The 23,621-nt window shown below is 51.4% G+C and carries 16 protein-coding genes; 14 read left to right on the top strand and 2 right to left on the bottom strand.

The features are described 5' to 3' along the window. The 11 genes from AAF564_14840 to AAF564_14790 form a co-directional block, all read left to right on the top strand. Positions 1–514: PEBP family protein (locus AAF564_14840; protein MEM8486827.1), on the top strand; the 514-nt coding region annotated here is incomplete at its 5' end. A 162-nt stretch (positions 515–676) separates the two neighbouring features. Next, the gene (locus AAF564_14835; protein ID MEM8486826.1) at positions 677–3,103 is read left to right on the top strand and encodes an ABC transporter permease; all 2,427 of its coding nucleotides are present in this window, start codon (positions 677–679) and stop codon (positions 3,101–3,103) included. 199 nt (positions 3,104–3,302) lie between these two features. After that, positions 3,303–4,307, top strand: coding sequence for a phosphoribosylformylglycinamidine cyclo-ligase (gene purM, locus AAF564_14830; GenBank protein ID MEM8486825.1), 1,005 nt, complete (start codon positions 3,303–3,305; stop codon positions 4,305–4,307). An 86-nt stretch (positions 4,308–4,393) separates the two neighbouring features. Beyond that, on the top strand, positions 4,394–5,074 hold the full coding sequence (gene plsY / locus AAF564_14825; protein ID MEM8486824.1) for a glycerol-3-phosphate 1-O-acyltransferase PlsY: 681 nt from the start codon (positions 4,394–4,396) through the stop codon (positions 5,072–5,074). Between the two features lie 41 nt (positions 5,075–5,115). Further along, a complete protein-coding gene (locus tag AAF564_14820; protein ID MEM8486823.1) occupies positions 5,116–6,141 on the top strand; it encodes an NAD(P)H-dependent glycerol-3-phosphate dehydrogenase in 1,026 nt (341 codons plus the stop codon). Positions 6,142–6,199: 58 nt separating this feature from the next. After that, a complete protein-coding gene (locus AAF564_14815; GenBank protein MEM8486822.1) occupies positions 6,200–6,844 on the top strand; it encodes an ATP-binding protein in 645 nt (214 codons plus the stop codon). A gap of 252 nt (positions 6,845–7,096) precedes the next feature. Next, on the top strand, positions 7,097–9,430 hold the full coding sequence (locus tag AAF564_14810) for a DNA topoisomerase IV subunit A (GenBank protein ID MEM8486821.1): 2,334 nt from the start codon (positions 7,097–7,099) through the stop codon (positions 9,428–9,430). A gap of 89 nt (positions 9,431–9,519) precedes the next feature. Continuing rightward, on the top strand, positions 9,520–11,457 hold the full coding sequence (locus AAF564_14805) for a DNA topoisomerase IV subunit B (protein MEM8486820.1): 1,938 nt from the start codon (positions 9,520–9,522) through the stop codon (positions 11,455–11,457). Between the two features lie 95 nt (positions 11,458–11,552). Then, positions 11,553–11,969 (top strand): hypothetical protein, encoded by a 417-nt coding sequence (locus tag AAF564_14800; protein MEM8486819.1) that lies wholly within the window; start codon positions 11,553–11,555, stop codon positions 11,967–11,969. 128 nt (positions 11,970–12,097) lie between these two features. Further along, complete coding sequence (locus tag AAF564_14795) at positions 12,098–13,783, top strand: D-aminoacylase (protein MEM8486818.1); 1,686 nt, start codon at positions 12,098–12,100, stop codon at positions 13,781–13,783. Between the two features lie 282 nt (positions 13,784–14,065). After that, positions 14,066–16,093, top strand: a complete 2,028-nt coding sequence (locus AAF564_14790; GenBank protein MEM8486817.1) for a S9 family peptidase — start codon at positions 14,066–14,068, stop codon at positions 16,091–16,093. A 59-nt stretch (positions 16,094–16,152) separates the two neighbouring features. On the opposite strand, the gene AAF564_14785 is transcribed toward AAF564_14790, so the two are convergent. Both AAF564_14785 and AAF564_14780 read right to left on the bottom strand, forming a co-directional pair. Beyond that, on the bottom strand, positions 16,153–16,593 hold the full coding sequence (locus AAF564_14785) for a hypothetical protein (protein MEM8486816.1): 441 nt from the start codon (positions 16,591–16,593) through the stop codon (positions 16,153–16,155). A gap of 5 nt (positions 16,594–16,598) precedes the next feature. Then, a complete protein-coding gene (locus AAF564_14780; protein MEM8486815.1) occupies positions 16,599–19,820 on the bottom strand; it encodes a T9SS type A sorting domain-containing protein in 3,222 nt (1,073 codons plus the stop codon). A 342-nt stretch (positions 19,821–20,162) separates the two neighbouring features. Between AAF564_14780 and AAF564_14775 the strand changes: the two genes are divergently transcribed. From AAF564_14775 to AAF564_14765, 3 genes are all read left to right on the top strand, one after another. Next, positions 20,163–20,843, top strand: a complete 681-nt coding sequence (locus tag AAF564_14775) for a hypothetical protein (protein ID MEM8486814.1) — start codon at positions 20,163–20,165, stop codon at positions 20,841–20,843. 227 nt (positions 20,844–21,070) lie between these two features. Further along, entirely contained in the window at positions 21,071–22,750 is a 1,680-nt protein-coding gene (locus AAF564_14770) for an arylsulfatase (protein MEM8486813.1), read from the top strand. 205 nt (positions 22,751–22,955) lie between these two features. Continuing rightward, positions 22,956–23,402: a GNAT family N-acetyltransferase gene (locus AAF564_14765; GenBank protein ID MEM8486812.1), complete on the top strand. Its 447-nt coding sequence runs from the start codon at positions 22,956–22,958 to the stop codon at positions 23,400–23,402. The last annotated feature ends 219 nt before the right edge of the window (positions 23,403–23,621 follow it).

Below are 23,621 nucleotides of genomic sequence, written 5' to 3'. Positions count from 1 at the left end.
GCCGATTACAACGGAGCGCTCTTTTAATGCGGAGTCTGTGACCTTTGAGGCCGACTACCCGCTTCAGTTAAATTTTATCCTAAAAGACTTCAAAGAGAATGATACCGGCTTGGAATACATTGGTGCGAATAACCAGCAAATGGGTGATGGTGGCTTCATCATGCAACTGACGCATCTAGGGTCCGGTGATGTCATTGCTGTTACGCATGCTGAATGGGCCTGCACGGTAATACATGAGGCGCCGTTGGACAAGACGTGCGAAAACGAAGCAAATCCTGTGGCCGGCACCGCACCGTGTGGATACAACGACCTCGGCGAGCCTGCAAACTGGAAAACGGCCAGCTTCGATGATAGCAACTGGACAGCCACCACGGTGCATGCCGCAAGCGCTGTTGACCCCAAAGGCGGCTATGATGGCATCACCTGGGACGCAAGCGCAGCGCTCATCTGGGGACCAGATTTGGAAACAGACAATACGGTGCTCTGCCGGATTACCGTTGAAGAAACGCAATGAAAATATCCGACAAACAGCAAAGATGAGATAAAATTCAACTGTCCGTTTATGAACAGTTTCTGTATTGCCAGCGAACAACAAATCCATTAAAATAGCGCATATTTAGCCTTGTAATGCATAATTAAGCACATGGCATGTATCTTGTCTTTCCAGAGATGAAACATGCATCATCTATTTAAAGCTACTGTCATCGTGCTCAAGAACCATGTTAAAATAGCGCTGCGTATCCTGCGCAAACAGTTGGGTTATTCGGTCATCAATGTGACGGGTTTAGCAATCGGGCTGACTTGTTTTATTTTGATCGGTCTGTTTGCCAAATTCGAACTTAGCTACGACACCTTCCATGAAAAGGCAGACCGCATCTATCGCATAGAGGAAGTCAACAAGGAAGGCTTTTATCAGGGCAATAACACGTATGCTGTGACGCCGGCGCCGATGGCAGAAACCCTTGTGGCAGAATTCCCGGAAGTTGAACATGCCGTGTACATCGACAAAGTCAGTTCACTCCTCGAATTTGGTGCTGCGCAATTTTTTGAAGACGGGTTGGTGGCGACCGGGCACTTCTTTGATGTCTTTGATTTTGATTTACTGGAAGGTAATCCGGCTACGGCGCTGAGTGATCCGAATGCGATAGTTTTGACTGAGGCGCTGGCCCAAAAATACTTTGGAAATACGCCGGCAATCGGAGAGGTCTTAACCGTCACACACGCAGGCCCGCATGGAAACGAGGCCCGCCAGATGACCGTCACGGGCATTGTGCAAAACGTGCCTGCAAACAGCCACATATCTTTTGACTACATTTCGCCCTTTGTGTCTTCGGCCATGTACTTGCGGAATAGAGAAAGCTGGGGGACCAGCACCTCGTATACGTATGCGGCATTGCAGCCGGGGCATTCGTTGGCCAGCTTTACAGAAAACCTGCTGACGTTGAGCCAGAAATATGATGACCAGCTTGATCAGGAAGCACAGACCTATTATTACCCCAAAGCACTAACAGATATTCATCTTCGTTCAAGCGCCAACTTTGAATTGGGGGTAAACGGTGATATCAGGTTTGTGTATCTGTTTATGGCAATCGCATTGCTCATATTGCTCATCGCGTGCTTTAATTACATTAATCTGGCTACAGCGCGGTCGGTTACGCGTGCGATGGAAGTTGGGGTCAGGAAAGTTATGGGTGCGGAACGCCGGCAACTGATTGCGCAATTCATGAGTGAAGCGATTGTCCCGTCGCTCCTTGCACTGGTCATAGCTCTTGGGTTGGTTAAGCTCCTCTTGCCCACTTTTAATGCCTTAACCTTGCGGTCAATCACGATCAGCCTTGCTGAAAACGGGTCCTTTTTGGTGTTGCTGGTTCTTGTTGGCCTGGGCATCGGCATATTGTCAGGCAGCTACCCGGCGCTGCTGATGTCGCGGTTTAATCCGCTTCGTATGATGAAGAAGCAGCTTGACCGAAAGGCCGGAAAAGCGCGATTCAGGAATATGCTTGTGGTTGTCCAATTTGCCGTCACCATCATACTTATTGTTAGCACAATTGGTATCCAGCGGCAATTGCACTACATCCAGAACGCAAATTTGGGTGTTAATCGGTCACAAGTGATTGTAATACCCGTGCGGGATGTAACGATGTATACACGCTTTGATGTTGTGAGACAGGCATTGGAGAATCATCAAAATGTACTCGCCGTCACAGCGTCGGAAAGTGATCCTACAATGATCGATATGCGAGCTTTCACGCGAGACTGGGAAGGGATTGCTGAAGGGCAAGAAGTTGCCACCTATTTTACACCTATTCAGCCCGGTTTTATTGACTTGTTTGAGATCGAAGTTGTAGAAGGACGCGACTTTTCTGCGGCGATCACAAGTGACATAGCTGAGGGGATGCTGATCAATGAGACGTTTCGGGATCGCCTCGGGTGGGATACAGCTGTGGGTAAGCGTATCAATCTGAGGGGCCGTGAAGCGAATGTGATCGGTGTAGTGGAAGATTTCAATTTCCAGTCATTCCGACAAGACATGGAGCCGCTCGCACTCTTCATCGAACAAGACTGGTATACCCGTTTGCTGGTAAAAGTCAGAGGGGAAGACGTGCAGGGTACGCTGGCTTCCCTTGAGGAGACCATAGGTGCGTTTTCACCCGGCTATCCATTTCAGTTTTATTTTCTTGATGATGCCTATAATCGCGTATACCAATCCGATATCCGGATGGGAAATATATTCAGCTACTTCACGTTTCTGGCGCTTTTCCTTGCCTGTATGGGGCTGTTGGGATTGGCAACACTCACCGCTCAGCAACGGACCAAGGAAATTGGCGTGCGAAAAGTGCTCGGGGCTTCATTGTCTGATATTCTGATATTGCTCACCAGGGATTATACGCGTTTGGTTGTGGTCGCTTTTGTTCTCGCTGCTCCGGTGGGCTATATCATGATTAGTGGCTGGTTGGGAGAATTTTCCTATGGCATCTCAATAGGCTGGGGCACGCTGTTACTCGCCGGCGTTGCCGTGTTGCTCATCGCATGGTCAACCGTGAGCTACCAGTTGCTACGCGTCGCCCTGATAAATCCTGTAAACAGCCTAAATCACGAATAAGGTTGAATGCCGATTTGCGAGTGCCGATTTGCGAGTGCCGCTGGATGCTCTGCCAGCAATGCAACATCTCAAAACGAAAGCACAAGAAACCGAAAACCCAGTACCTCCTCACTCCTCACTCAACCAGTAGGGATTATTCAGAGGATGTTGTATCTTGTCGCCGGAACGTGTTGTACTGGACCATTGCGACGAAAACATAATGACTACCTATCGTGATGCCGGCGTGGATATTGAGGAAGGGGAAGAGGCGGTTAAACGGATAAAACCACTAGTTCGGCAAACATTTACCCCTGGTGTACTCACCGACATCGGGGCTTTTGGCGGCTTTTTTAAACTCGATAAAGACAGCTACGACGAGCCTGTACTGGTTTCATCTGTAGATGGCGTGGGGACAAAGCTCAAGGTGGCTTTCCTGATGGATCGCCACAATACGGTTGGTCAGGATCTGGTTAACCACTGTGTAAACGATATCGCAGTGTGCGGCGCGAAGCCGCTTTTCTTCCTGGATTACTTTTCCACAGGCAAACTGTCAGCTGGCACTGCCGTTTCGCTAATCGAAGGATTTGCCAAAGCCTGCAAAGAAAACGGATGTGCGCTGATTGGTGGAGAAACAGCTGAAATGCCTGACCTGTATGCTGCCGGCGAATACGACCTGGCCGGCACTGTGGTTGGGGTTGTAGAAAAAAGTCAGATTATAGATGGCAGCAACGTTAAGGAAGGCGATGTGCTCATTGGGTTGCCGTCAACCGGGCTACATACAAATGGGTATTCTCTGGCCCGCAAAGTGCTTTTTAATGCCTACGACGTACACGACAAGCCTACCGAGTTGGGTGGTGTTTCCGTAGGCGATGCCCTGCTGGCCATACATCGCTCTTATCTGGATATTATCCAATCACTTGCAACTGCGGGCCTTGTAAACGGCCTTGCTCACATTACGGGCGGGGGCATCCCGGGTAACACAGCGCGCATCATACCAGACGGACTCCAGGCCACTTATAATTATGATGCCTGGGAAGTGCCGGCGCTCTTCAAGCTGATTCAACAACATGGCAATGTGCCTGAAGACGATATGCGACAGGCATTCAACCTTGGCATTGGCCTCGTTGTGGTTGTGGCACAAAGTGATGTTGCGCGTACGATGGACCACTTGAAAGCGGCGGGTGAAACGGGTGTTGTAATGGGTGAAGTGGTCAAGGCTTCCTGATTGTCGCCTGATTTTGTTATATAATGATAAACCCGGCAGCGCTGCTCCAGCGCCGGACACCCCACACTACTTAGTATAGCAAGGCAATGGTTACCCTGGTTCTCATTCTGATCCTCAGTTACCTGGTTGGATCAATCCCCGGCAGCCTCTGGGTTGGCAAATGGATCTACAAGGTAGATCTGCGAAAACACGGCAGTGGAAATCCTGGGGCTACAAATGCATACAGAATCCTGGGCTGGAAAGCCGGATTGTTGTCTACCATCGTTGACATGGGCAAAGGGTTTGTTGCTGCTGGTGTCATTGCAAACCTGCGCTGGGATGCCTTGCCTGTATGGCTTTCTGGTGACCAGGCCTGGTTGTTGCTGGCTTTATTTGCCGGCATCGCTGCAGTGCTTGGGCACATGTTTCCCGTATTTGCGCGGTTCAAAGGAGGTAAAGGTGTAAACACCGCCGCGGGCGTATTGCTGGCTGTTACGCCCCTTAACATGTTGTTCTCTTTCATCGCATTTTGCCTCGTTTTGTGGCGAACGCGGTACGTTTCGCTCTCGTCAATGACAGCAGCAGCAACCTATCCCGCGTCTTTGCTGCTTCAGAAATACGTATTTAACAAACCGGACGTCGAAACAAGCCTTATTGTATTTGGCGTTGTTTTGGCACTGGTAATTATTGTTGCGCATCGTTCGAATATCAAACGACTGCTTGCTGGTTCAGAAAGTCGAATCTCCTGGGTGAAAACACCCGTATCATTGGAAAACGCTGGAGATTAGCGAATACCGTTGCTCAACCGGGTTTTAAGCCGTAGAAATCAATGCAAGATCGCATAGCTGTGATAGGGGCCGGGAGCTGGGGTACTGCCCTGGCGATAAGCCTGGCGAGTGGTGGCCGGCCCGTTGTCTTATGGGCCCGCCGCGCATCATTGGCTGCATCCATGCGCACCTCACGTGTTAACGAGGATTACCTCCCTGGCGCGCCCATTCCCGAGCGCGTAGAGATCACATCAGACCTGCAATCAGCAGTGCGTGAAGCCGGCATGTGGATCTTTGCAACGCCATCACAAACGATTCGCAATGTCGCAGAACAGGTTGCGCATGCAGCAACTGCTGATACCATAATGGTCTCAGTTGCCAAAGGGGTCGAGAATGAAACCCTGTTGCTTTCAAGCGAAGTGCTGTCTCAGGTATTGCCGGCTGCTGATCCCGCTAAAATTGGCGTGCTCTATGGTCCAAGTCATGCGGAAGAGCTTGGCCGAGGATTGCCCACAACGATTGTGGCTGCCGCATCGAGTGAAGAAACTGCCCGTAAAATTCAGGAAGTGTTTACCACGTCTCGTTTGCGGGTCTACGTAAATACGGACATTGTAGGCGTACAAATCGCCGGCTCAGTTAAAAATGTGATGGCCATTGCCGCCGGCATCAGCGATGGCGTTGGGTTTGGTGACAATGCAAAAGCTGCTATTGTGACCCGGGGTATGGCCGAGATACGCCGGCTTGGTACAGCCATGGGCGCCCGGCCTGAGACCTTTTTCGGATTATCGGGTATAGGCGATCTGGTTGTCACCTGTATGAGCGGCTTGAGCCGCAACCGATACTTTGGCGAGCAGATAGGCAAAGGAAAAAGCCTGCGTGAAGTGCTGGATGAAATGAACATGGTAGCGGAGGGGGTCCGGACAACGCAGTCAATAATTGCATTGGCGCGTCGATACAATATAGAGATGCCTATTTCCGAGGCGGTGCATGCCATTTTGTTTGAAGGCAAAAAACCCCTCGATGCGGTAAATGAGTTGATGAACCGCACAGCAAAACAAGAGGAGTGGCTTTCTTCAGAAAGCTCATAATTAAACTGACTGCAACGGGCTGCGCTTCTGATGATGCAACCTGAAAGCGTACACGATTATGAAACCTGATGAATTGGCAAGGCTGGTACTGATGGGTGAGGGGCTAACCCTCGAATTCAAAACCAGAGTGCCGAAGGCGGAGCGTATCTCAAAAGAGGTCATCGCGTTTGCAAATACAAGCGGTGGCAGGCTGTTGTTGGGGGTTGATGACGACGGCGGTATAAAAGGCGTGCGCGATGCTGAAGAAGAAGAATATGCGCTGACTGCTGCGTTGGAAAAACACTGCCGTCCACCCGTGAAAATAAGCACAGAACGCATCCCCATTAGCAACAAGCGTAATGTGATCCTGGTGCGTGTGCCGGCAAGCAGTGAAAAGCCTCATAAGTTAGTAGCCGAGAATGGCGAGGAGACAGTATACATCCGTGTAGCTGATATGAGCGTTGAGGCAAGCAGGGAGCACGTACGCTTGATGAAAAACCGCAATAAAGCCGATAACGTGGTGTTTGAGTTTGGTGAGAAGGAAAAGGTGCTGATGCGGTACCTGGAAAACTATGGCCGGATCACGGTTGCACAGTTTGCGCGTGTGGCCGATATCCCAAAGCGCCGCGCATCGCACACACTTGTGCTGCTCGCCAAAGCAAATGTATTGCAGTTGCATCCCGACTCAAAAACAGACTATTTTACGCTTGCCTACGCCGGCTGATGCACCCTGTAATGCCGGGGCAATAGCCGTTTTTGCGTATACGGCGTTTTGCATCCCAGGCCGGCACTTTTCGCCTGAATGCGTGTTTTAGCTCAATCGGTGCGAATAACTCCCCGCGAATATCACCACATTTCTTTGGGTTCTGCTCATTTTTCACGGGAAACACTTCGTTTTATAATTGCACATTAAACGCACATATAATAGATTATTCTTCTGGACGTGTGTTCGAAGACTGTTATTGCAAGATAAAAAATGCCTGTAGTAGACGTAATACCGCTGCACGAGACAACCAAAGAGCGGTACCTCAATTATGCACTGTCGGTGATCACAAGCCGTGCCCTGCCTGATATCCGCGATGGATTGAAGCCGGTGCATCGCCGCATTCTTTATGCGATGTACACCAACCTGCGGCTCTATCCAGACTCCCGCTTCCGCAAAAGTGCAACCGTGGTTGGGGAAGTAATGGGTAAATACCATCCTCACGGAGATAGCGCGATCTACGATGCCATGGTACGCATGGCTCAGTCGTTTTCGTTGCGGTACCCGCTTGTCAACGGGCATGGTAACTTTGGCTCACTGGACGGTGATAGTCCAGCTGCCATGCGTTATACAGAAGCGAAGCTACAATCGCTGGCAATTGAGCTGATAGAGGAGATTCGGAAGCAAACGGTAAACTTTCGTCCGAATTACGACGGCACACTCTCCGAGCCAGTTGTTCTGCCATCGCGCTTTCCGAACTTGCTGGTAAACGGATCCAGTGGGATTGCTGTAGGCATGGCAACCAATATCCCGCCGCATAACCTCTCGGAAGTCATTGACGGCCTGATCTATATGATTGGTTCGCCCAATGCGCGGGTGGATACGCTGGTTACTAAATTTATCAAAGGCCCGGACTTCCCAACGGGCGGCCGCATCCTCAATACCGAAGAGCAGCTCATTGAGATTTACAAAAAAGGGGAAGGCACGGTTGACTTGCGGGGGGAATACAGTTTTGAAGGCAAGTCGCGTGTGATTATCAACTCGATTCCTTACGGGTTGAATAAAAGCGACTTGATCGAGAAAATTGCGGTCCACATCGCCGGCGGGAAAGTGCCACAGATTGTCGACATCCGCGATGAGTCAACAGAAGAAGTACGCGTGGTACTTGAGCTAAAGCGTGGCTCCAATGGGGAAGCGGCGATGGCCTACCTGTTGAAGCACACGCCGCTACAAACGCGGTTTCACGTAAACATGACGTGCCTGGTGCCCACGCCTGGCTCAGATGTGCCAGCGCCACAAAAGGTAGACCTTGCAACCGTGTTGCGGGCATTCCTCGACTTCCGCATGGAAGTGCTGGTGCGCCGGCTGCGCTTCGAGCTTGAACAGCTCGAAAAACGCATCCACATCCTGCGCGGGTTCATGATCATTTTTGATGCGCTCGATGAAGCCATCAAGATTATCCGGGCCTCACGCAACAAGAAAGACGCCGCCCAGCGCCTGATGCACCGCTTCCGCCTGGACGATATCCAGACAGAGGCCATTCTTGAAACGAAGCTCTACAAACTCTCCACCATGGAGATTGACGCGATTCGCGAAGAGCTGGAAGAGAAAGAGCGTCTCGCCCAGGAAATCAGGGAGTTGCTGGCTGATGAGCCGGCACGCTGGAAGGTGGTCAAAAATGAATTAAAAGAAGTTAAGAAGACTTTTGGTGACGCGCGGCGTTCTGAAATTGCCGGACCGGATAAAGGCATTACCTATTCCGAAGAAGACTACATCGTAGACGAAACCGTGTACGTGATTGTAACACGTGACGGCTGGGTGAAACGACAAAAGTCATACACCGATTTATCGAACATTCGTGTACGCGACGGTGATGAAGTGGGCTGGGCATTGCCTGGTTCAACGCGTGCTACGGTCGGCTTCTTTACCAATTTTGGCAAAGCCTATACACTGCGAATTGACCAGTTGGCGAATACCACGGGGTACGGCGAGCCTATTCAGAAATTGTGTGACTTTTCGGACAGAGAGCGCATCATTGGCATTGCTTCTTTTGATGCCCGCGCGCTACCCAAGCCGGTTCAAGAACCCAACGAGTCACCAGAGTTGTTTGCTGATGGCGAAGAAAAGGAAGGTGAAGGCCCGTACATTGTGGGGGTCTCCAAAGGCGGACTCAGCGTACGCCTGCCTATTGCCGGCTTCATGGAGGCATCAACACGCACAGGCCGGCGGTTTATGCGGCTGGGTAAAGATGACGAAACGCTGGGCCTGGAAATTGCAGCCGGACACGAAAATGTATGCCTTGCCTCTCGAGAAGGCCTTGCACTTATTTTCCCTTTACACCAGATTCCGATTGTGCGCAGCGCAGCCAAAGGGGTGATTGCCATGCGGCTCAACAAAGGCGATGCTGTTTTTGGATTTACCATCTCCTCAACGGCACGCAAAGGCCTGACTGTTGAAACGAGTCGTGGCCGTAAAGAGACCGTGCGTACCACAAAATTCAAAGTCTCTAATCGCGGTAACAAAGGTAGCTCGATTATCAACAGGGGGCACTTGACCAAGGTGTTTCAAGAGCCTGTTGAGATCTACCTCAACGGCAAAGGGAGTTGATTCGGGTGCACAGAGAGCTTTGCGCTCGATAAGAAGATTTGGCTTAACAAGAGAAATTTGGCAGTACGCCACAGGTAAATAGAACGGGTATGGCAGAAGCAGCAACATATACAGGGAAAGACATCCAGGTCCTGGAAGGACTTGAGCCGGTGCGCAAGCGTCCGGGCATGTATATCGGTGGGACAGGCAAAGCCGGTCTCCATCATCTCGTGCGTGAAATTGTCGACAATGCTGTTGATGAAGCAACCAACGGATATGCCTCGCTTATCGAAGTAACCTTGCATGCGGATGGCAAAAGCCTCAGTGTTTCTGACAATGGCCGCGGCATCCCGATTGACAAACATCCCAAAAAGAAAGTCCCAACGCTGCAGGTAATTCTCACCACATTGCACGCCGGCGGTAAATTTGATGGGGGAAGCTACATCACCTCAGGTGGTTTGCACGGGGTTGGCTCCTCTGTTGTTAATGCCCTTTCTGAAGAATTGGTAGCAACGGTTAAACGCGGCGGCCGAAAGTATACACAAACGTACAAACGTGGCGTCCCTGTTACCAAGCTGATCAAGTCCAAAGAAGCTGTACGCGGTACCGGCACAAACATTTTCTTCCGGCCTGATACCGAGATTTTTGACTCCATCGCTTTTGATGCCGAGTGGATCCAGGAATACCTGGAAATCAAAACCTATCTCAATGGCAGCCTGAAAATTGTTTTCAAAGATGAGAAGAACAAGCAAAAGTACGAATACCACCACGAAGGCGGTATTGCTGAGTACATGCAGCATATCATCACGGCAAACAATACCCGGGTTATCCATCCCGATGCGTTTGTTGTAAAGCAGGATGAAATTGTTGGAGGACAACGCGCAGAAGTTGTCCTGCAGTGGACAGAGGCTCCGAAAGAACGCATTGAGTCATTTGTGAACGGTATTCCAACTGCAGACGGAGGTACCCACGAGCAGGGCCTGAAAGATGCTGTGCGCAGTGCTGTCCGCTCATACATGGAGACGCACGACCTGATGCCCAAGAAGCTCGACCTTACCGCTGATGACGTGCGGGAAGGGATGGTAGCCATTGTGAACCTGTTTATGGTAGATCCTCAGTTTCAGGGACAAACAAAAGACAAACTTAATAATCCGGAGGCGCGAGGCCTGATGGTCAGTGCGGTCCGGTTGGAACTGGAACAGTTCCTCAACGCGCATCCGACGACGGGTGAAGCCATAGCTACGCGCGTAATTCAGGCTGCAAAAGCGAGGTTGGCGAGTCGGGCTGCTGTATCGTCCGTCCGCCGCAAGTCGGCTGTATCACATCGACTCACCCTGCCGGGCAAACTGGCAGATTGTTCTTCGACCGATCCGGGCGAAAGCGAGATCTTTATTGTGGAGGGTGATTCTGCCGGCGGCTCTGCAAAACAGGGCAGGGATCGGAAAACGCAGGCGGTGTTGCCGCTTCGTGGGAAAGTGCTTAACGCTGAACAGGCTACGTTGGCAAAAGTATCTGCCAATAAAGAGCTGTCAAATATTGTGCAGGCGCTTGGGTGCGGACTCGGCGACAAACTGGATGTAACCCGCCTCCGCTATCATAAGGTAATCCTGTTGATGGATGCTGATTCTGATGGGCACCATATCTCCACGCTGTTGCTGACTTTCCTGTATCGCTACATGAAGCCCCTGATCGAAGAAGGCTATGTGTACGTTGCGCAGCCACCTTTGTATCGCCTTGATGTCGGTAAAGAGACCCACTGGGCGCTGGATGAGGCTGATAAAGACACGATTGTCAAAAAGATCAAAGACAAACGCAAAAACAGCAATATCGAAATCCAGCGCTTTAAAGGGCTGGGTGAAATGATGCCGGCAACCCTGCGCGAAACTACACTGGACCCGGAAAAGCGCCGGCTGCTCCAGGTGTCTATTCCGGATACAGAACGTATGCTGACCGAAAAAACCATCAGCGAGCTAATGGGCAAAGATTCCAGCGCCCGATTCCGGTTTATCATGGAAAACGCCGCAGATGTGGAGGAACTGGACGTTTAGGGAATATTTGCCCAGTTGTGGTACGGAATAAGTCCAGTTGTGAGGTGGTCTGGTATGTGCAGATATTCCCTCGAACAACTTACGCAGGTACTAACGTGGCTAGATATTTTCCACTGGTTTTATTTGCAGCAATGATGGTTGGCTGCGAATTGCTTGGAACGGATAATACCCTAGTTTTTAAAACGGATCGAGACGAGTATAATCCTGGCCAAATTGTCGTCGTAGAAGTCGGAAATCGCCTGGCTTCCCCAGTAGGTTTGAATCTTTGCTTTACATATCTGTCACTCGAACGACAAACAGATGACGGGTGGGAGCCTACAAGCGCTTATGGTGGCGAACGGCCGAACACCGTCTGCACAGCAATTCAGTTGGCAGTAAGACCGGGTAACTCATCTACGGGGACATTTCATCTCCCGGACAACCAGGGAAATGGTACCTACCGTATAACAACCCGCTTTGAGATCAACAACGAGTCGGTATGGGCTAATACAAACAGCTTTGATATACGCTGATGGTACGGGGGAATTTGCTACGCATAGCAGCTTTGATGGTAAATGTATAGTTTGGGCAAGCAACAAGTAATCACTTGCCAGCTACTGTTTGCCAAACATCACTTTTTAACCTGCTTTGGTAGCACTATATGTCCTATCTCCTCCGTATTACTTTGATTCTGCTATTGATAGGCTGCCAGAATTCTGCCAGTACATCGTATGATACCATTATTCGTGGCGGGACCATATATAATGGACTGGGTGGCGAACCATTTATTGCTGACGTGGCCTTTGAAGCTGACAAGATTTCAGCGATTGGCGACTTGTCGAAATTCAGTGCAACAGAAGAGATAGACGCAACCGGCCTCGCTGTGGCACCGGGCTTTATCAACATGCTAAGCTGGGCACCTGTAGCGTTGTTGGTGGATGGTAAATCACAAAGCGATATCCGGCAAGGCGTAACCCTTGAGGTGTTTGGCGAGGGGCAGTCAATGGGGCCTTTGAGTGAGCAGATGAAGAAAGATGAGGCGGAATCGCAGGGAGACCTCAAGTATGACGTTGCATGGACTACCCTTGGCGAATATCTGGACCATGCCGTTGCACGGGGCGTTTCGCCAAACATTGCTTCTTTTGTTGGGGCAACCACTGTTCGCATCCACGAACTGGGTTACGAAGACAGGGCACCTACTGAAGCAGAATTGGACAGGATGCGCGCGCTGGTTCGTCAGGCTATGGAAGAAGGGGCGCTCGGCCTTGGCTCTTCCCTCATTTATACGCCGGCCTTCTATGCAGACACCAACGAGTTGATCGAACTCAGTAAAGTGGTTGCTGAATACGATGGGCTATACATCTCCCATATGCGAAGCGAGGGCAACAGACTGATTGAGTCTGTTGAAGAACTGTTGACCATCGCACGAGAGGCCCATGTTCGCGCAGAAATCTACCACTTGAAAGCTGCCGGTAAGGAAAACTGGAGCAAGTTGGACGAAGTCATTGCAATGGTAGAGGCGGCCCGTACCGAAGGGCTTAAAATTACGGCGGACATTTATCCCTATACAGCGGGCGCAACGGGTCTGGATGCCGCTATGCCACCATGGGTGCAGGAGGGTGGCTACAATGCCTGGGCTGAGCGACTGAAGAATCCTGCGATCCGCAAGAAAGTGGCGCGCGAAATGGCAACGCCAACGGATGCCTGGGAAAACCTGTACCTGGCTGCCGGCTCAGCTGACAACGTGCTGCTTGTAGGATTCAAGAGTGAAGCCCTCAAACCTTTGACCGGCAAATCACTGGCGGAGGTAGCTGTTATGCGCGGCACATCACCCGAAGAAACAGCCATTGATCTGGTGATAGAAGATGGTAGCCGTGTTGAATCAGTGTATTTCCTGATGTCAGAAGAGAATATTAAGAAGAAGCTCAGCCAGCCCTGGGTCAGTATTGATTCAGATGCCGGCTCCATGGCGGCAGAAGGCGTCTTCCTCAAGTCAAATCCACATCCGCGTGCCTATGGTACGTTTGCACGCGTTTTGGGCAAATACGTCAGGGAGGAACAGGTGATTTCACTGGCAGAAGCGGTCCGCCGGTTAACATCGCTTCCTGCTGAAAACCTGAAAATTGAAAACCGTGGACAATTGAAGACGGGCTATTTTGCTGACCTGGCTATTTTTGACCCGGATTCGATCATTGACAACGCGACCTTTGAAAATCCGCATCAGTATGCAACGGGCATGCATCATGTATTTGTGAACGGGGTGCAGGTGTTGGCTGATGGGGAGCATACGGGGGCATTGCCAGGGCAGGTGGTGAGAGGTCCGGGTTGGGTTGGGCGTGACGAGTGATACGGATTGGGTGTTGGGGGATGAGCAGTGTGTTTTCCTATTGTCGTGTTTTTGTGCTTCTGTTTTGTGTGATGGCAATGCTGGTAACAACGTCATTGTATACTCCAGCGGAGAAAAATACCACTCGACATTCGGCACCCGAAACTCGGCATTGCGCGCAACCCTTAAATCGCTTGATTGTCGAAAGTCGGCTACTGCATGTCAGTCCCGGGGCACCGTTGTTTTTTGCTGATAGAATTCGCTAGCTTGCCCTACGACAGCTAACAACCCTCGGTAGTTAAAATGGCCAAACGTCTCATTGCGTTAAGTACCCTTCTCTTGTATACGCTTTCCTCATCATTCGCCCAGGAAACTCAGCCGGCGTTGGATACGGGGTGGACGCCGGCACTTAGCATGCAGTATCACCTTCTTACTGGAAGCGCCCTCTCACATGATGGCAGCATGGCAGCTTTTGTTGTCCGGGAGCCCAAAATGGAGGGCGAGAAATCTGAATACCTGAATCACATTTGGGTAGTGCCGACCCGTGGCGGCGAGCCTGTTCAGTACACCTACGGCGAGAAGTCCTGCTCCAACCCTTCTTTTTCGCCGGATGGAAAGTACCTGGCTTTTGTTACGGCGCGTGCTAAAAAAAGCCAGGTCTGGGTGATGCGGACGGCTGGCGGCGAAGCCTTTCCTGTCACCAATGAGAAGAAAAGCGTTTCAACGTATCAGTGGTCGCCAGATGGCAGCGCAATTGCTTTCCTGATGGATGACCTGGATACAGAAGAAGAGGAGGCTGCAAAGAAAGAAAAACGCGATGTAATTCTAGTCGACCAGAATTATAAATACACCCACATTTACACCATTCCGCTCGAGGCAGACAAAGACGGTAAGCGCACCTCCATGCAGATAACCGAAGGGGAGTTTGACGTTGCTTCGTTAGATTGGGCCCCAGATGGTACAGCCATTGTGTTTGCCCATCGTGCTGACCCAAGGATTAACACGGCTTTCCTTGAATCTGATATTTCTGCAGTATCAATTGAAAGCCGCGAGGTGACTCCGCTTGTCTCATGGCCCGGCTCAGATCGGTCTCCGATGTATTCGCCCGACGGATCTCAAATTGCCTTTGTCTCGCATGGCGGTCAACCAGAGCCAGTTGGTTTGGGCGATGTGTATCTCGTTAGTGTGGAAGGCGGAGAGCCCAGGCCGCTGGCGCATACGCACGACAGAAATGCGAACCTGTTGGGTTGGGCATCGGATGGCAAGTCGCTCTTCTATGCAGAAGCTTCGGGTACCACCAGGGGACTTTGGCAACTTCCTGCAAGGGGAGAAGCGCTACAACTGTTTCCCTGGGAAGGGGTGAAGAGCGCGCTGGCTATGAGCGGCGATGGTACTACCTTTGTCTTTTCGCAGGAGAATACAGACACACCGCCAGACTTGTATGCAGCAACGCTGGGTGTCCCGGGTGTTCAACAACTGACAGACCTGCACGCTGGGGTCCCGCGCCCGTTGATGGGTAAAACTGAGCTGGTTACCTGGACCTCAGCTGATGGCATGGCAATCGAGGGGCTGTTAACCTATCCAGTGAATTATGAGCCTGGAGACAAATATCCGCTGGTCTTAAATATCCATGGCGGGCCGGCGGGTGTGTATACGCAGTCCTTTACCGGCAGGCCGGGTATCTATATGATTCAAACGTTTGCTGAAGAAGGGATGGCCGTCTTGAGACCAAATCCGAGGGGGAGTACGGGCTATGGTAAAGACTTTCGCTACGCGAACATAAAAGACTGGGGATACGGCGACTATGAGGATGTGATGTCTGGTGTAGACAAAGTGATCGACATGGGGGTAGCACATCCGGATTCGCTGGCTGTCATGGGGTGGAGCTATGGCGGGTACCTTACGTCATTTTCTGTGACTCGAACAGATCGGTTTAAAGCTGCAAGCATGGGCGCCGGTTTGCCAAACCTGATCAGCATGGTCACAACTACAGATATTCAAGACTACCTGGCAGCGCACATGGGCGGAGAGTTTTGGGATGACTACGCGCAATATGAAAAGCACTCCGCGATGTATCACATCAAAAATGTGGTTACACCCACCCAGGTGATCCATGGGGCCAATGATCTTCGTGTGCCGTTTACACAGGGACAAGAGTTCTATCGGGCACTGGATCGGCTTGGGGTAGGGACAGAAATGATTGTGTATCCTAGAACGCCCCATGGCCCAAGGGAGCCCAAGTTTCTAATGGATGTCACGCCTCGCATCCTGAAGTGGTTTGACGCACATCTGGAGCGCAAAGCCGGCAAGATTGAAACTGAGCTGGAATAAAAACCAGCGCAGGCCGTTAAGATAACAGACCGCGCATCCGACACCTGATTCTTTTGTGATCAGGTGTCGGCTTTTTTGTGGCCGGTTTTTACGTCGATCAGCGTTGCGTTATCGCTGTCTGTACTATTACGTTGGACCATGCCAGATAGCGTGGTGACACGGACACGGTCATTGTCGTGCCACTGCACGCTCTCACATGTCTCAGTTTGCTCGTAAATAATCTGCCCATCAGTCTGGCTATAAACAAAAAATTTGACGCCCGGCTGTGCTTCTTTTGCGAGGAATGCAGATTGACAGAGGACCAGGGACCCATCTGCATTGGCATCACAGCCGCCGGTATCGCCAAACCGTTCCGCGCTCATCGCTTCGAGTTGATCCATGGAGATGGTTGCAGATTTTGATCCGCCACAGCCGATGAGGCTTGCGCAGAAAAGAAACAGCCCCACCATACCGGCAAGCTGGTAGGGTAGGGCGTTTGTGAATAAGAGTGAGCGCTGCATAATGGTTATTTGAGCAGTGTGAGTTGTTTGACTGCTGTATACTCACCAGCCGTAAGCCTGTAGAGATATACCCCACTGGCAAAGTCTGTGGCATCCCATTCTACTTCGTGTGCACCAGCGGTAAGCAAACCATCTGTAAGGGTGGCAACCTCGCGGCCGCTGATGTCAAAGACTTTCAACTGCACATTGGCTGGTGCCGGGATGTTGAAGCGAATGGTGGTCTGCGGATTGAATGGGTTGGGGTAGTTCTGAGCGAGCTCAAAGTCGAGCGGTGTCTCATCGGACTCGTTGGATACAAAGAGTGGCTCAGAAACAGTCCATACGCCACGGCCATGCGTTGCGGCGATAACTTCGTCTTCAACATGGCGCAGTCGCCATACAGAGACAGCCGGCAATCCATTATCGGCGTACGCCCAGGTTTCCCCATTGTCTTGCGAGGAGAAAATTCCTACTTCTGTTGCTGCCCAGATTTCATTGGTGTAGTTAGGCAGCACAAGCAAGTCATTGATAGCTACATCCGGGAATCCATTGGTGCTAACACCATCGGTTGATTCTTCGAAGCCTGTGATGTCTTCCCAGGTGAAGCCGCCGTTTTCAGTACGAAGAATTTTTGGATTGCCTTGACTGGAGAGCAATACATAGGCCGTTAATCGCTCGGTAGGATGGGTTGCAAGACCTGAAATAAAGGCAAATCCATTTCTATTACCAGGAACGGGTAATGCGTCGAAGGATTGGCCGCCATCACGAGAAACCTGAAGGGTGTAATTGAACGTACCCCCATCGCCAAGCCGGCAGCCGGCCCACACGATGTCTGGATCTGCAATAGAAACGCGCACCTTGCAACCGGCAAAGAAACCCCATTCATTTTCAGGGACGGACTGCACCAGGGACCAATTGTCGGCAAAGTTGTCCGAACGCCAAATGCCTGTAGCTCCAACTGCAAACAAGACCTCGGGGCGCGCTTTAGACCAGCCGAGGGCTGTAATGAAGGGACCGCCGCCACCAACATCCGTCAACCCGGTTGTGGCACGTACGGTGGTAAACCCGCCATTCGATGTTTTGAGGAAGTTGTTATTCTGGAAAGAATAAACGGCCTCATTGATGTTGTCGGGATGCCAGAATAGTTCAAAACCGTCGCCACCAGAAATGGTGCGCCAATCGGTGTCTACATCCGGGTCGGCGAATGACCGCCATGTGCCATTATCCTGTGCGCCGGCGATGTAGTCATCGGTGCCAGCCCGCTTGTCCGCGTCGTAGAACTGCGTGGTAACGTAGCCATTGTTGGCGTCTTTCCAGATCCCGCCACTATTCTCTGAATAGAAAACACCACCATCGTTACCATTGATGATTTTGAAGCTGTTGGTGCCAGCATCAACAGGCAGTATCGTGATGTTGTGATGATCCACGTGCACGCTGCCACTGGTTTCGAGTGTTTGCTGGAAACGCGATTGTACCCTTAAGCGCGCATCAAACAACTCAAACAGAATTTGTAGCTCTGATTCCGGCAGGTTTGCAGCGTCCCACGTGCCACCTTCAGCCAGGATGGGCCACATGAAGTAGAGCGCTTTTTGGCCGGCGCCACCTGTAATGCCAACTGTTGGGTCAGGGGTAGTGGCGCTGTATGGAATGCCGTGTACGAAGATGTACTCACGGCTTTGTGTGTCACGCGGGCCGGCTGTATTGGAAGGAATCAGGTTATAAACGCCATCATCAGCCTGGTCGCGGAACGACGTCATGAGTTGTACATTGTTGTCGATATCCCATACTTCAAAAGGTACATCTACATAGTCTTCGTAAATGTATGAGGCGTAGGCAATGCCGGCGCCACCGTCTCCATTGGCACCACCGTTCGGGTCAACCGAAAATCTGTGTGCTTTCTGGGATCTACCGGGGCCAAACCGGATTTCAACAGAGCGCATGTCGTCGAGTGTGACGTTCAGTAGCTGATCTGCCACGGTGCCAATATCTACGCGCCCCCCGAAGTTGCTGCCTCCTGTAAAGGAGACAAAGTCGAGGAAGCTTGTTGTGTTGATTTCATTAAGGGCTGTTGGTGCGCCACCAGAAGTTGTGCCGGAGCCAGAGAGGTTGGTCCGCCAAAAGTTAATGCCTCCCATAAACACGGTGTCAGGGGAGAAGGGGTGAACAGCAATGGCGTTGTCGTACCAACCTTGTGAGCCGAGCCAGTTGGAGGCCGTTGCAGCGGTAGCTTCAGCCAAAGTCCAGTTATCGCCGCCATCCATTGTGAAGTAGATGTCGCCACCCCGGTCTGGGTCAGAGAGCTCAACTGCGGCATAGGTCCAGGCAGGATTGGCTTCAGAGGTGGCAAGTTCAATGCGAAGGGCGCCGTTGAAGAATTTGTCGTAGTTGATGTCCCAGGTGACGCCGGCATCCGTTGAGCGCAGGATGCAGCATCCATTGTCGGATGCAAACTGCACGTTGAAATTGCCCGGCTGAAATCTTAAGTCTTGCACACGGCCGTTTCGCGCATCGTCATACACCTGTAGCCATGTTGTGCCGCCATCCATTGTGCGGAAGATGCCCGTGTTTGTGGCAGCCAGTACAATGTTCTCATCAGCAGGGTCGACAATCAGCCGGTTAACAGCCCGGTAGTCGTCAGTGATGGTGCCTTCGAGCTGCGTCCAGGTTTCGCCGTGGTCAATGGATTTAAACACGCCCGCGCCGGCTACGGCGTCCAGGTTGCCAAATCCTTCCCCGGTTCCAGCATAAATTACATCTGGATTCGACATAGATTGGGCGAGTGAGGCAATGGCCAGGTTTGGAAGGTCATCTGTGAGCGGACGCCAGGTTGCGCCGGCATTCGTTGTATGCCAGATGCCGCCACCAACGGAGCCCGCAAACCACGTATTTTCTGTTGCATCCGTTGGGTCAACCAGAATGGCGCGCGTCCGTCCGCCTACATTACCCGGACCCCGTTCGATCCATGGCAACTTGCGCCCCGGTGCTTTACGCGCCGATTGTGCCTGCTTTAGCGCATCAAGTTTGTAATTCAAGGGATAGGTTTCGCCATTGGGGCCCTGTCTTACCTGTGCATGGTATTCCGCAAACTTGTCTGGATGTCCCTGGTCAGCCATAATCCTGGATTTCTCAGATCTGGCCTCAAACTGTTCTGGGGCATCATTATACAGGGAAGATGATGAGTAGAAAATGAGCAACAGGGCACCCGCAGCAAGTACGAGGGTCAGGCTAAGGAGAAAGCGTTGTTTCATGAGTTGGTTCAGCTGGTTGAAAACAGGGGATGCTCAAGCGTTTTGCAAGAATGCTCCGGAATGCATCTGGTTCACTATGTCGCTTGCCGCAGGGGTGTCATGGGGCAAAGGTACAACAGGCAGCATTAAGAATACATACCAATATGGCTGACTTGCAGCGAGAAATAGGGGACTTTCATTGAGACGAGGTCCAGTATTTTGCGGGGCAACCCATAAGCTATCAAATAAAATGCCTTTCTGTACCTATCTGATACACATGAGACGCCTTTGGTACGCAATCTGTACCGCGACGAGGGTAGTCATGCTAGTTGTTGGTTTCAAAAATGATCGCAATACTTCATAATGAAAAGAGTATTTTTTGTAGTCGGCCTTATTGGGATCTATATGCTGCCTCTCCTGAACCGTGAGCTGTTTAGCCCGGGTTTTGGTGTTGGCTTGATTTTTTTACTGTTGCTGCTTTTGGCGCTGGTATTCTGTGTAGGAGGTCTCGTGGCTTTGATTCGCGGAAGTAGGTCCAGGCGTGTTGTCTGGATTGCTATCGTGTCTTTTGTTTTGTGGATACCCATGTTCTGGAGCGGATGGCTGCTTCTGATGGGCGACCATCTCTATTTTTTTAGGCGCGAAGCGAGGCTTGTACTGCTTGTCGAAAAGCTTGAACAGTACAAAACGATCGAATATTTAAATAACGGCCGGCGCCATTTTAAAACAGTAAACGGATTCCACTATCTGGGACCAGGCAACAACCCGTCTGATGCCATGCCGCTACCGGCAGCATTAGACTCTGCGGGAGTATCATTGAAAGCTTACGAAGATGTACTGGCGCGCATACGAGACATTGGCGTGGTTAGCGTGACGAGATACGAGGGGCGGACAGCCTTCGTGATCGACGGCTTTTTGGACAATTACTCGGGCATCTTGTACACGCCGAAAGGTGACCCGGAATATGGGGAGTATGCGCCTAGCGGTGATGTTATAAGCCTTGTCAAGGTTGCTCCAGATTGGTGGCTGTATACCACGACATAGCGAAAATAATAATTTCTTCGAGGTAACGCAGGCATCTGGCGAATCGACGAGAGATGAATTATACTTGTGACTGTTTACTTCCATTAGCAGCACAGTGAGTCGATTGTAACATGAGGCAAACACACCAGTTATTTCTTTTGCAGCGCCTGGCGGCCCTCCTGGGTATCGTTTTTTTGGGACAGGCGTGCAGCACTCCACCGGCTGCGCAGCAGCAACCCAACATCATCATGATACTCGCCGACGACCAGGGGTGGGGCGATTTGAGCAGCTCTGGCAATACAAATCTTGCAACGCCGAACATTGATGCATTGGCGACAAACGGCGTAAAGTTTGAAAACTTCTACGTGAGTCCGGTTTGTTCGCCAACGCGTGCGGAGATGCTGACAGGCCGGTATCACCCAAGAGGCGGCGTTTTTGGAACTTCAGCCGGTGGCGAACTGCTCGACCTCGACGAAGAGACCATCGCAGAGGTGCTCAGCGCTGCCGGCTATGCAACCGGCGCGTTTGGCAAGTGGCACAATGGCATGCAGCCGCCTTACCATCCAAATGCCCGTGGGTTTGATGAGTTTTACGGGTTTGCCTCGGGTCACTGGGGTGACTACTTCAGTCCGAACCTGCTCGAGCACAACGGCACGCTCGTAAAAGGCAATGGCTTCATGATCGATGACTTCACGGATTGGGCCCTTGACTTCATAGAGACAAACGCCGGCAACCCCTTTTTTGCCTATTTGCCTTACAACACCCCACACAGTCCGATGCAAGTGCCGGATCGATGGTGGGAGAAGTTTGATGACGACAGCAGCCTCAAGCTGCGGCATCGTGAACCCGAGCGGGAGAATACCCAGCACACCCGAGCTGCTTTGGCGATGGTGGAAAACATCGACTGGAATGTGGGCCGCATTCAAGAGAAAGTGCGCGCGTTGAATCTGGAGCGCAATACCATCATTATTTATTTCACCGACAACGGACCCAATGGGAGTCGATGGAATGGTGGCATGAAAGGGCGGAAGGGGTCAACGGACGAGGGCGGTGTGAAGTCTCCGTTCTACATGCAATGGGTGGATACCATCGAGGCTGGTTCTTCAGTTGAGGAAATTGCCGGCGCCATCGACCTGCTGCCGACGCTTGCCGAAATGGCGGGCATCCAGCACGGTGCAAAGCAACCGCTGGATGGCGTTAGCCTGAAGCCTTTACTTGATGGTGCTGATGCCTGGGAAGACCGCTATATCTTCAGTCACTGGCGCGGTAACACCAGTGTGCGCGACCAAAACTATCGGCTCGGCGCTGATAACCAACTGTTTGATATGGCCGCAGATTTTGGGCAAACCACAGATGTGTCAGACAACGTCCCCGTCGTAGCAACCGCGATGCGTGAAGCCAAAGAAGCCTGGGAAGCAGAAGTGCTCGCTGAGTTCAATCGAGAACCCCGGCCGTTTCCTGTGGGGCATCCCGATTTTACCTTTACCCAGTTGCCTATCCGAGATGCTGAAGGTACAGGCCGTATCGAGCGCTCTAACCGGTATCCCAATGATTCTTTCTTTCGGAATTGGGTAGATGTTAACGATCAGATCAGCTGGAATGTAGACGTCTTAACAGCTGGAGAGTATGAAGCGGTATTGTATTATGCCTGTCCGGAAGACGACCTGGGTGCCACAATTGCGCTGGCCTTTGGGGGCGCTGAAATTCAGGCGCAGGTGACCGTAGCAAACGATCCGCCCTTACTGGGTGCTGAAAACGATCGCGATCCACGCCAGGAGTCTTATGTGAAAGACTTCAAGCCCATGACGCTTGGCACAATCACCCTGGAAGCAGGCGCGGGGTCGCTCACCTTGCGTGCATTAGAGATGCCTGGTAGCCAGGTGATGGAAGTGCGACTCTTAATGCTAAACCGCGTAAATGCTGAATGATGAGAACCAGGGGTTGAAGATGGTGATTTCGTGATTTCGTTTTTTCGTGATTTCGTTTTCTGTTGTGCACTTTATCAACTCAGAAGCGTCTTTTGTACTGCAGTGGCATTCAAGAAACATCAATCGGCATTCGACACTCGAAAATCGGCATTCATTTAAATCCTTTAATCGCAAGAATCGCTGGTTCGCTAAATCGTAAAAGGACATGGAAATAATAAGGACGACGTCGGAGCACCTTAATCAACTTGTACCCCTTTTTGATGGGTACCGGGTATTCTACAAGCAACCCTCGGACATGGAAAAAGCGCGTGCTTTTCTGGCGGAGCGGTTTTCAAATGATGAGTCCGTCATCTTTGCTGCTGCCGATGACGCCGGCAAGCTTGTTGGGTTTACGCAGTTGTACCCGTTGTTCTCTTCGGTGTCGGCCCGGCGGGTCTGGTTGCTGAATGATTTGTACGTTGCCCCGGAAGCGCGCCGGCAAGGCGTGGCGCGGTCGCTCATGAATGCCGCTCGCGCATTTGGGGAAGAGACCGGCGCCAAAGGAGTTGCCCTCGAGACAGGCATCAACAATACACAGGCACAAGCGCTTTACGAAGATCTGGGCTACGAAAAGCAGGGCGGCACCTGGTGGTATTTTCTGGGGGTTGACTAGGCTTTGTCTGAAAAATCTGAAATTAGCTGAGACAAAGCCGTATGCTGAGCGAATGCGAAGGATCTAATATAGCAGAACTGAATTTTTAGACACTGCCTAGTCCTCTGACTCTAGCGTCACACTGGCAAGCCATTCTTGATGTTGCAGCGTGAGTTGCGCGCGGCACTCAACATTGTGGGATTGGCCATTGTGTACGCCCTCGAAGCGACGGACTTTTTC

The organism is Bacteroidota bacterium (assembly GCA_039111535.1).
In the GTDB taxonomy this organism is placed as follows: domain Bacteria; phylum Bacteroidota; class Rhodothermia; order Rhodothermales; family JAHQVL01; genus JBCCIM01.
This window is presented reverse-complemented; position numbering and strand designations above follow the sequence as displayed.

Coding starts and splice junctions, on each gene's coding strand:
- AAF564_14815 (MEM8486822.1), top strand. CDS start 6,200: ATGAAACCTGATGAATTGGCAAGGCTGGTACTGATGGGTGAGGGGCTA.
- AAF564_14775 (MEM8486814.1), top strand. CDS start 20,163: ATGAAAAGAGTATTTTTTGTAGTCGGCCTTATTGGGATCTATATGCTG.
- purM (MEM8486825.1), top strand. CDS start 3,303: ATGACTACCTATCGTGATGCCGGCGTGGATATTGAGGAAGGGGAAGAG.
- AAF564_14795 (MEM8486818.1), top strand. CDS start 12,098: ATGTCCTATCTCCTCCGTATTACTTTGATTCTGCTATTGATAGGCTGC.
- AAF564_14790 (MEM8486817.1), top strand. CDS start 14,066: ATGGCCAAACGTCTCATTGCGTTAAGTACCCTTCTCTTGTATACGCTT.
- AAF564_14785 (MEM8486816.1), bottom strand. CDS start 16,593: ATGCAGCGCTCACTCTTATTCACAAACGCCCTACCCTACCAGCTTGCC.
- AAF564_14820 (MEM8486823.1), top strand. CDS start 5,116: ATGCAAGATCGCATAGCTGTGATAGGGGCCGGGAGCTGGGGTACTGCC.
- plsY (MEM8486824.1), top strand. CDS start 4,394: ATGGTTACCCTGGTTCTCATTCTGATCCTCAGTTACCTGGTTGGATCA.
- AAF564_14805 (MEM8486820.1), top strand. CDS start 9,520: ATGGCAGAAGCAGCAACATATACAGGGAAAGACATCCAGGTCCTGGAA.
- AAF564_14765 (MEM8486812.1), top strand. CDS start 22,956: ATGGAAATAATAAGGACGACGTCGGAGCACCTTAATCAACTTGTACCC.
- AAF564_14770 (MEM8486813.1), top strand. CDS start 21,071: ATGATACTCGCCGACGACCAGGGGTGGGGCGATTTGAGCAGCTCTGGC.
- AAF564_14835 (MEM8486826.1), top strand. CDS start 677: ATGCATCATCTATTTAAAGCTACTGTCATCGTGCTCAAGAACCATGTT.
- AAF564_14810 (MEM8486821.1), top strand. CDS start 7,097: ATGCCTGTAGTAGACGTAATACCGCTGCACGAGACAACCAAAGAGCGG.
- AAF564_14780 (MEM8486815.1), bottom strand. CDS start 19,820: ATGAAACAACGCTTTCTCCTTAGCCTGACCCTCGTACTTGCTGCGGGT.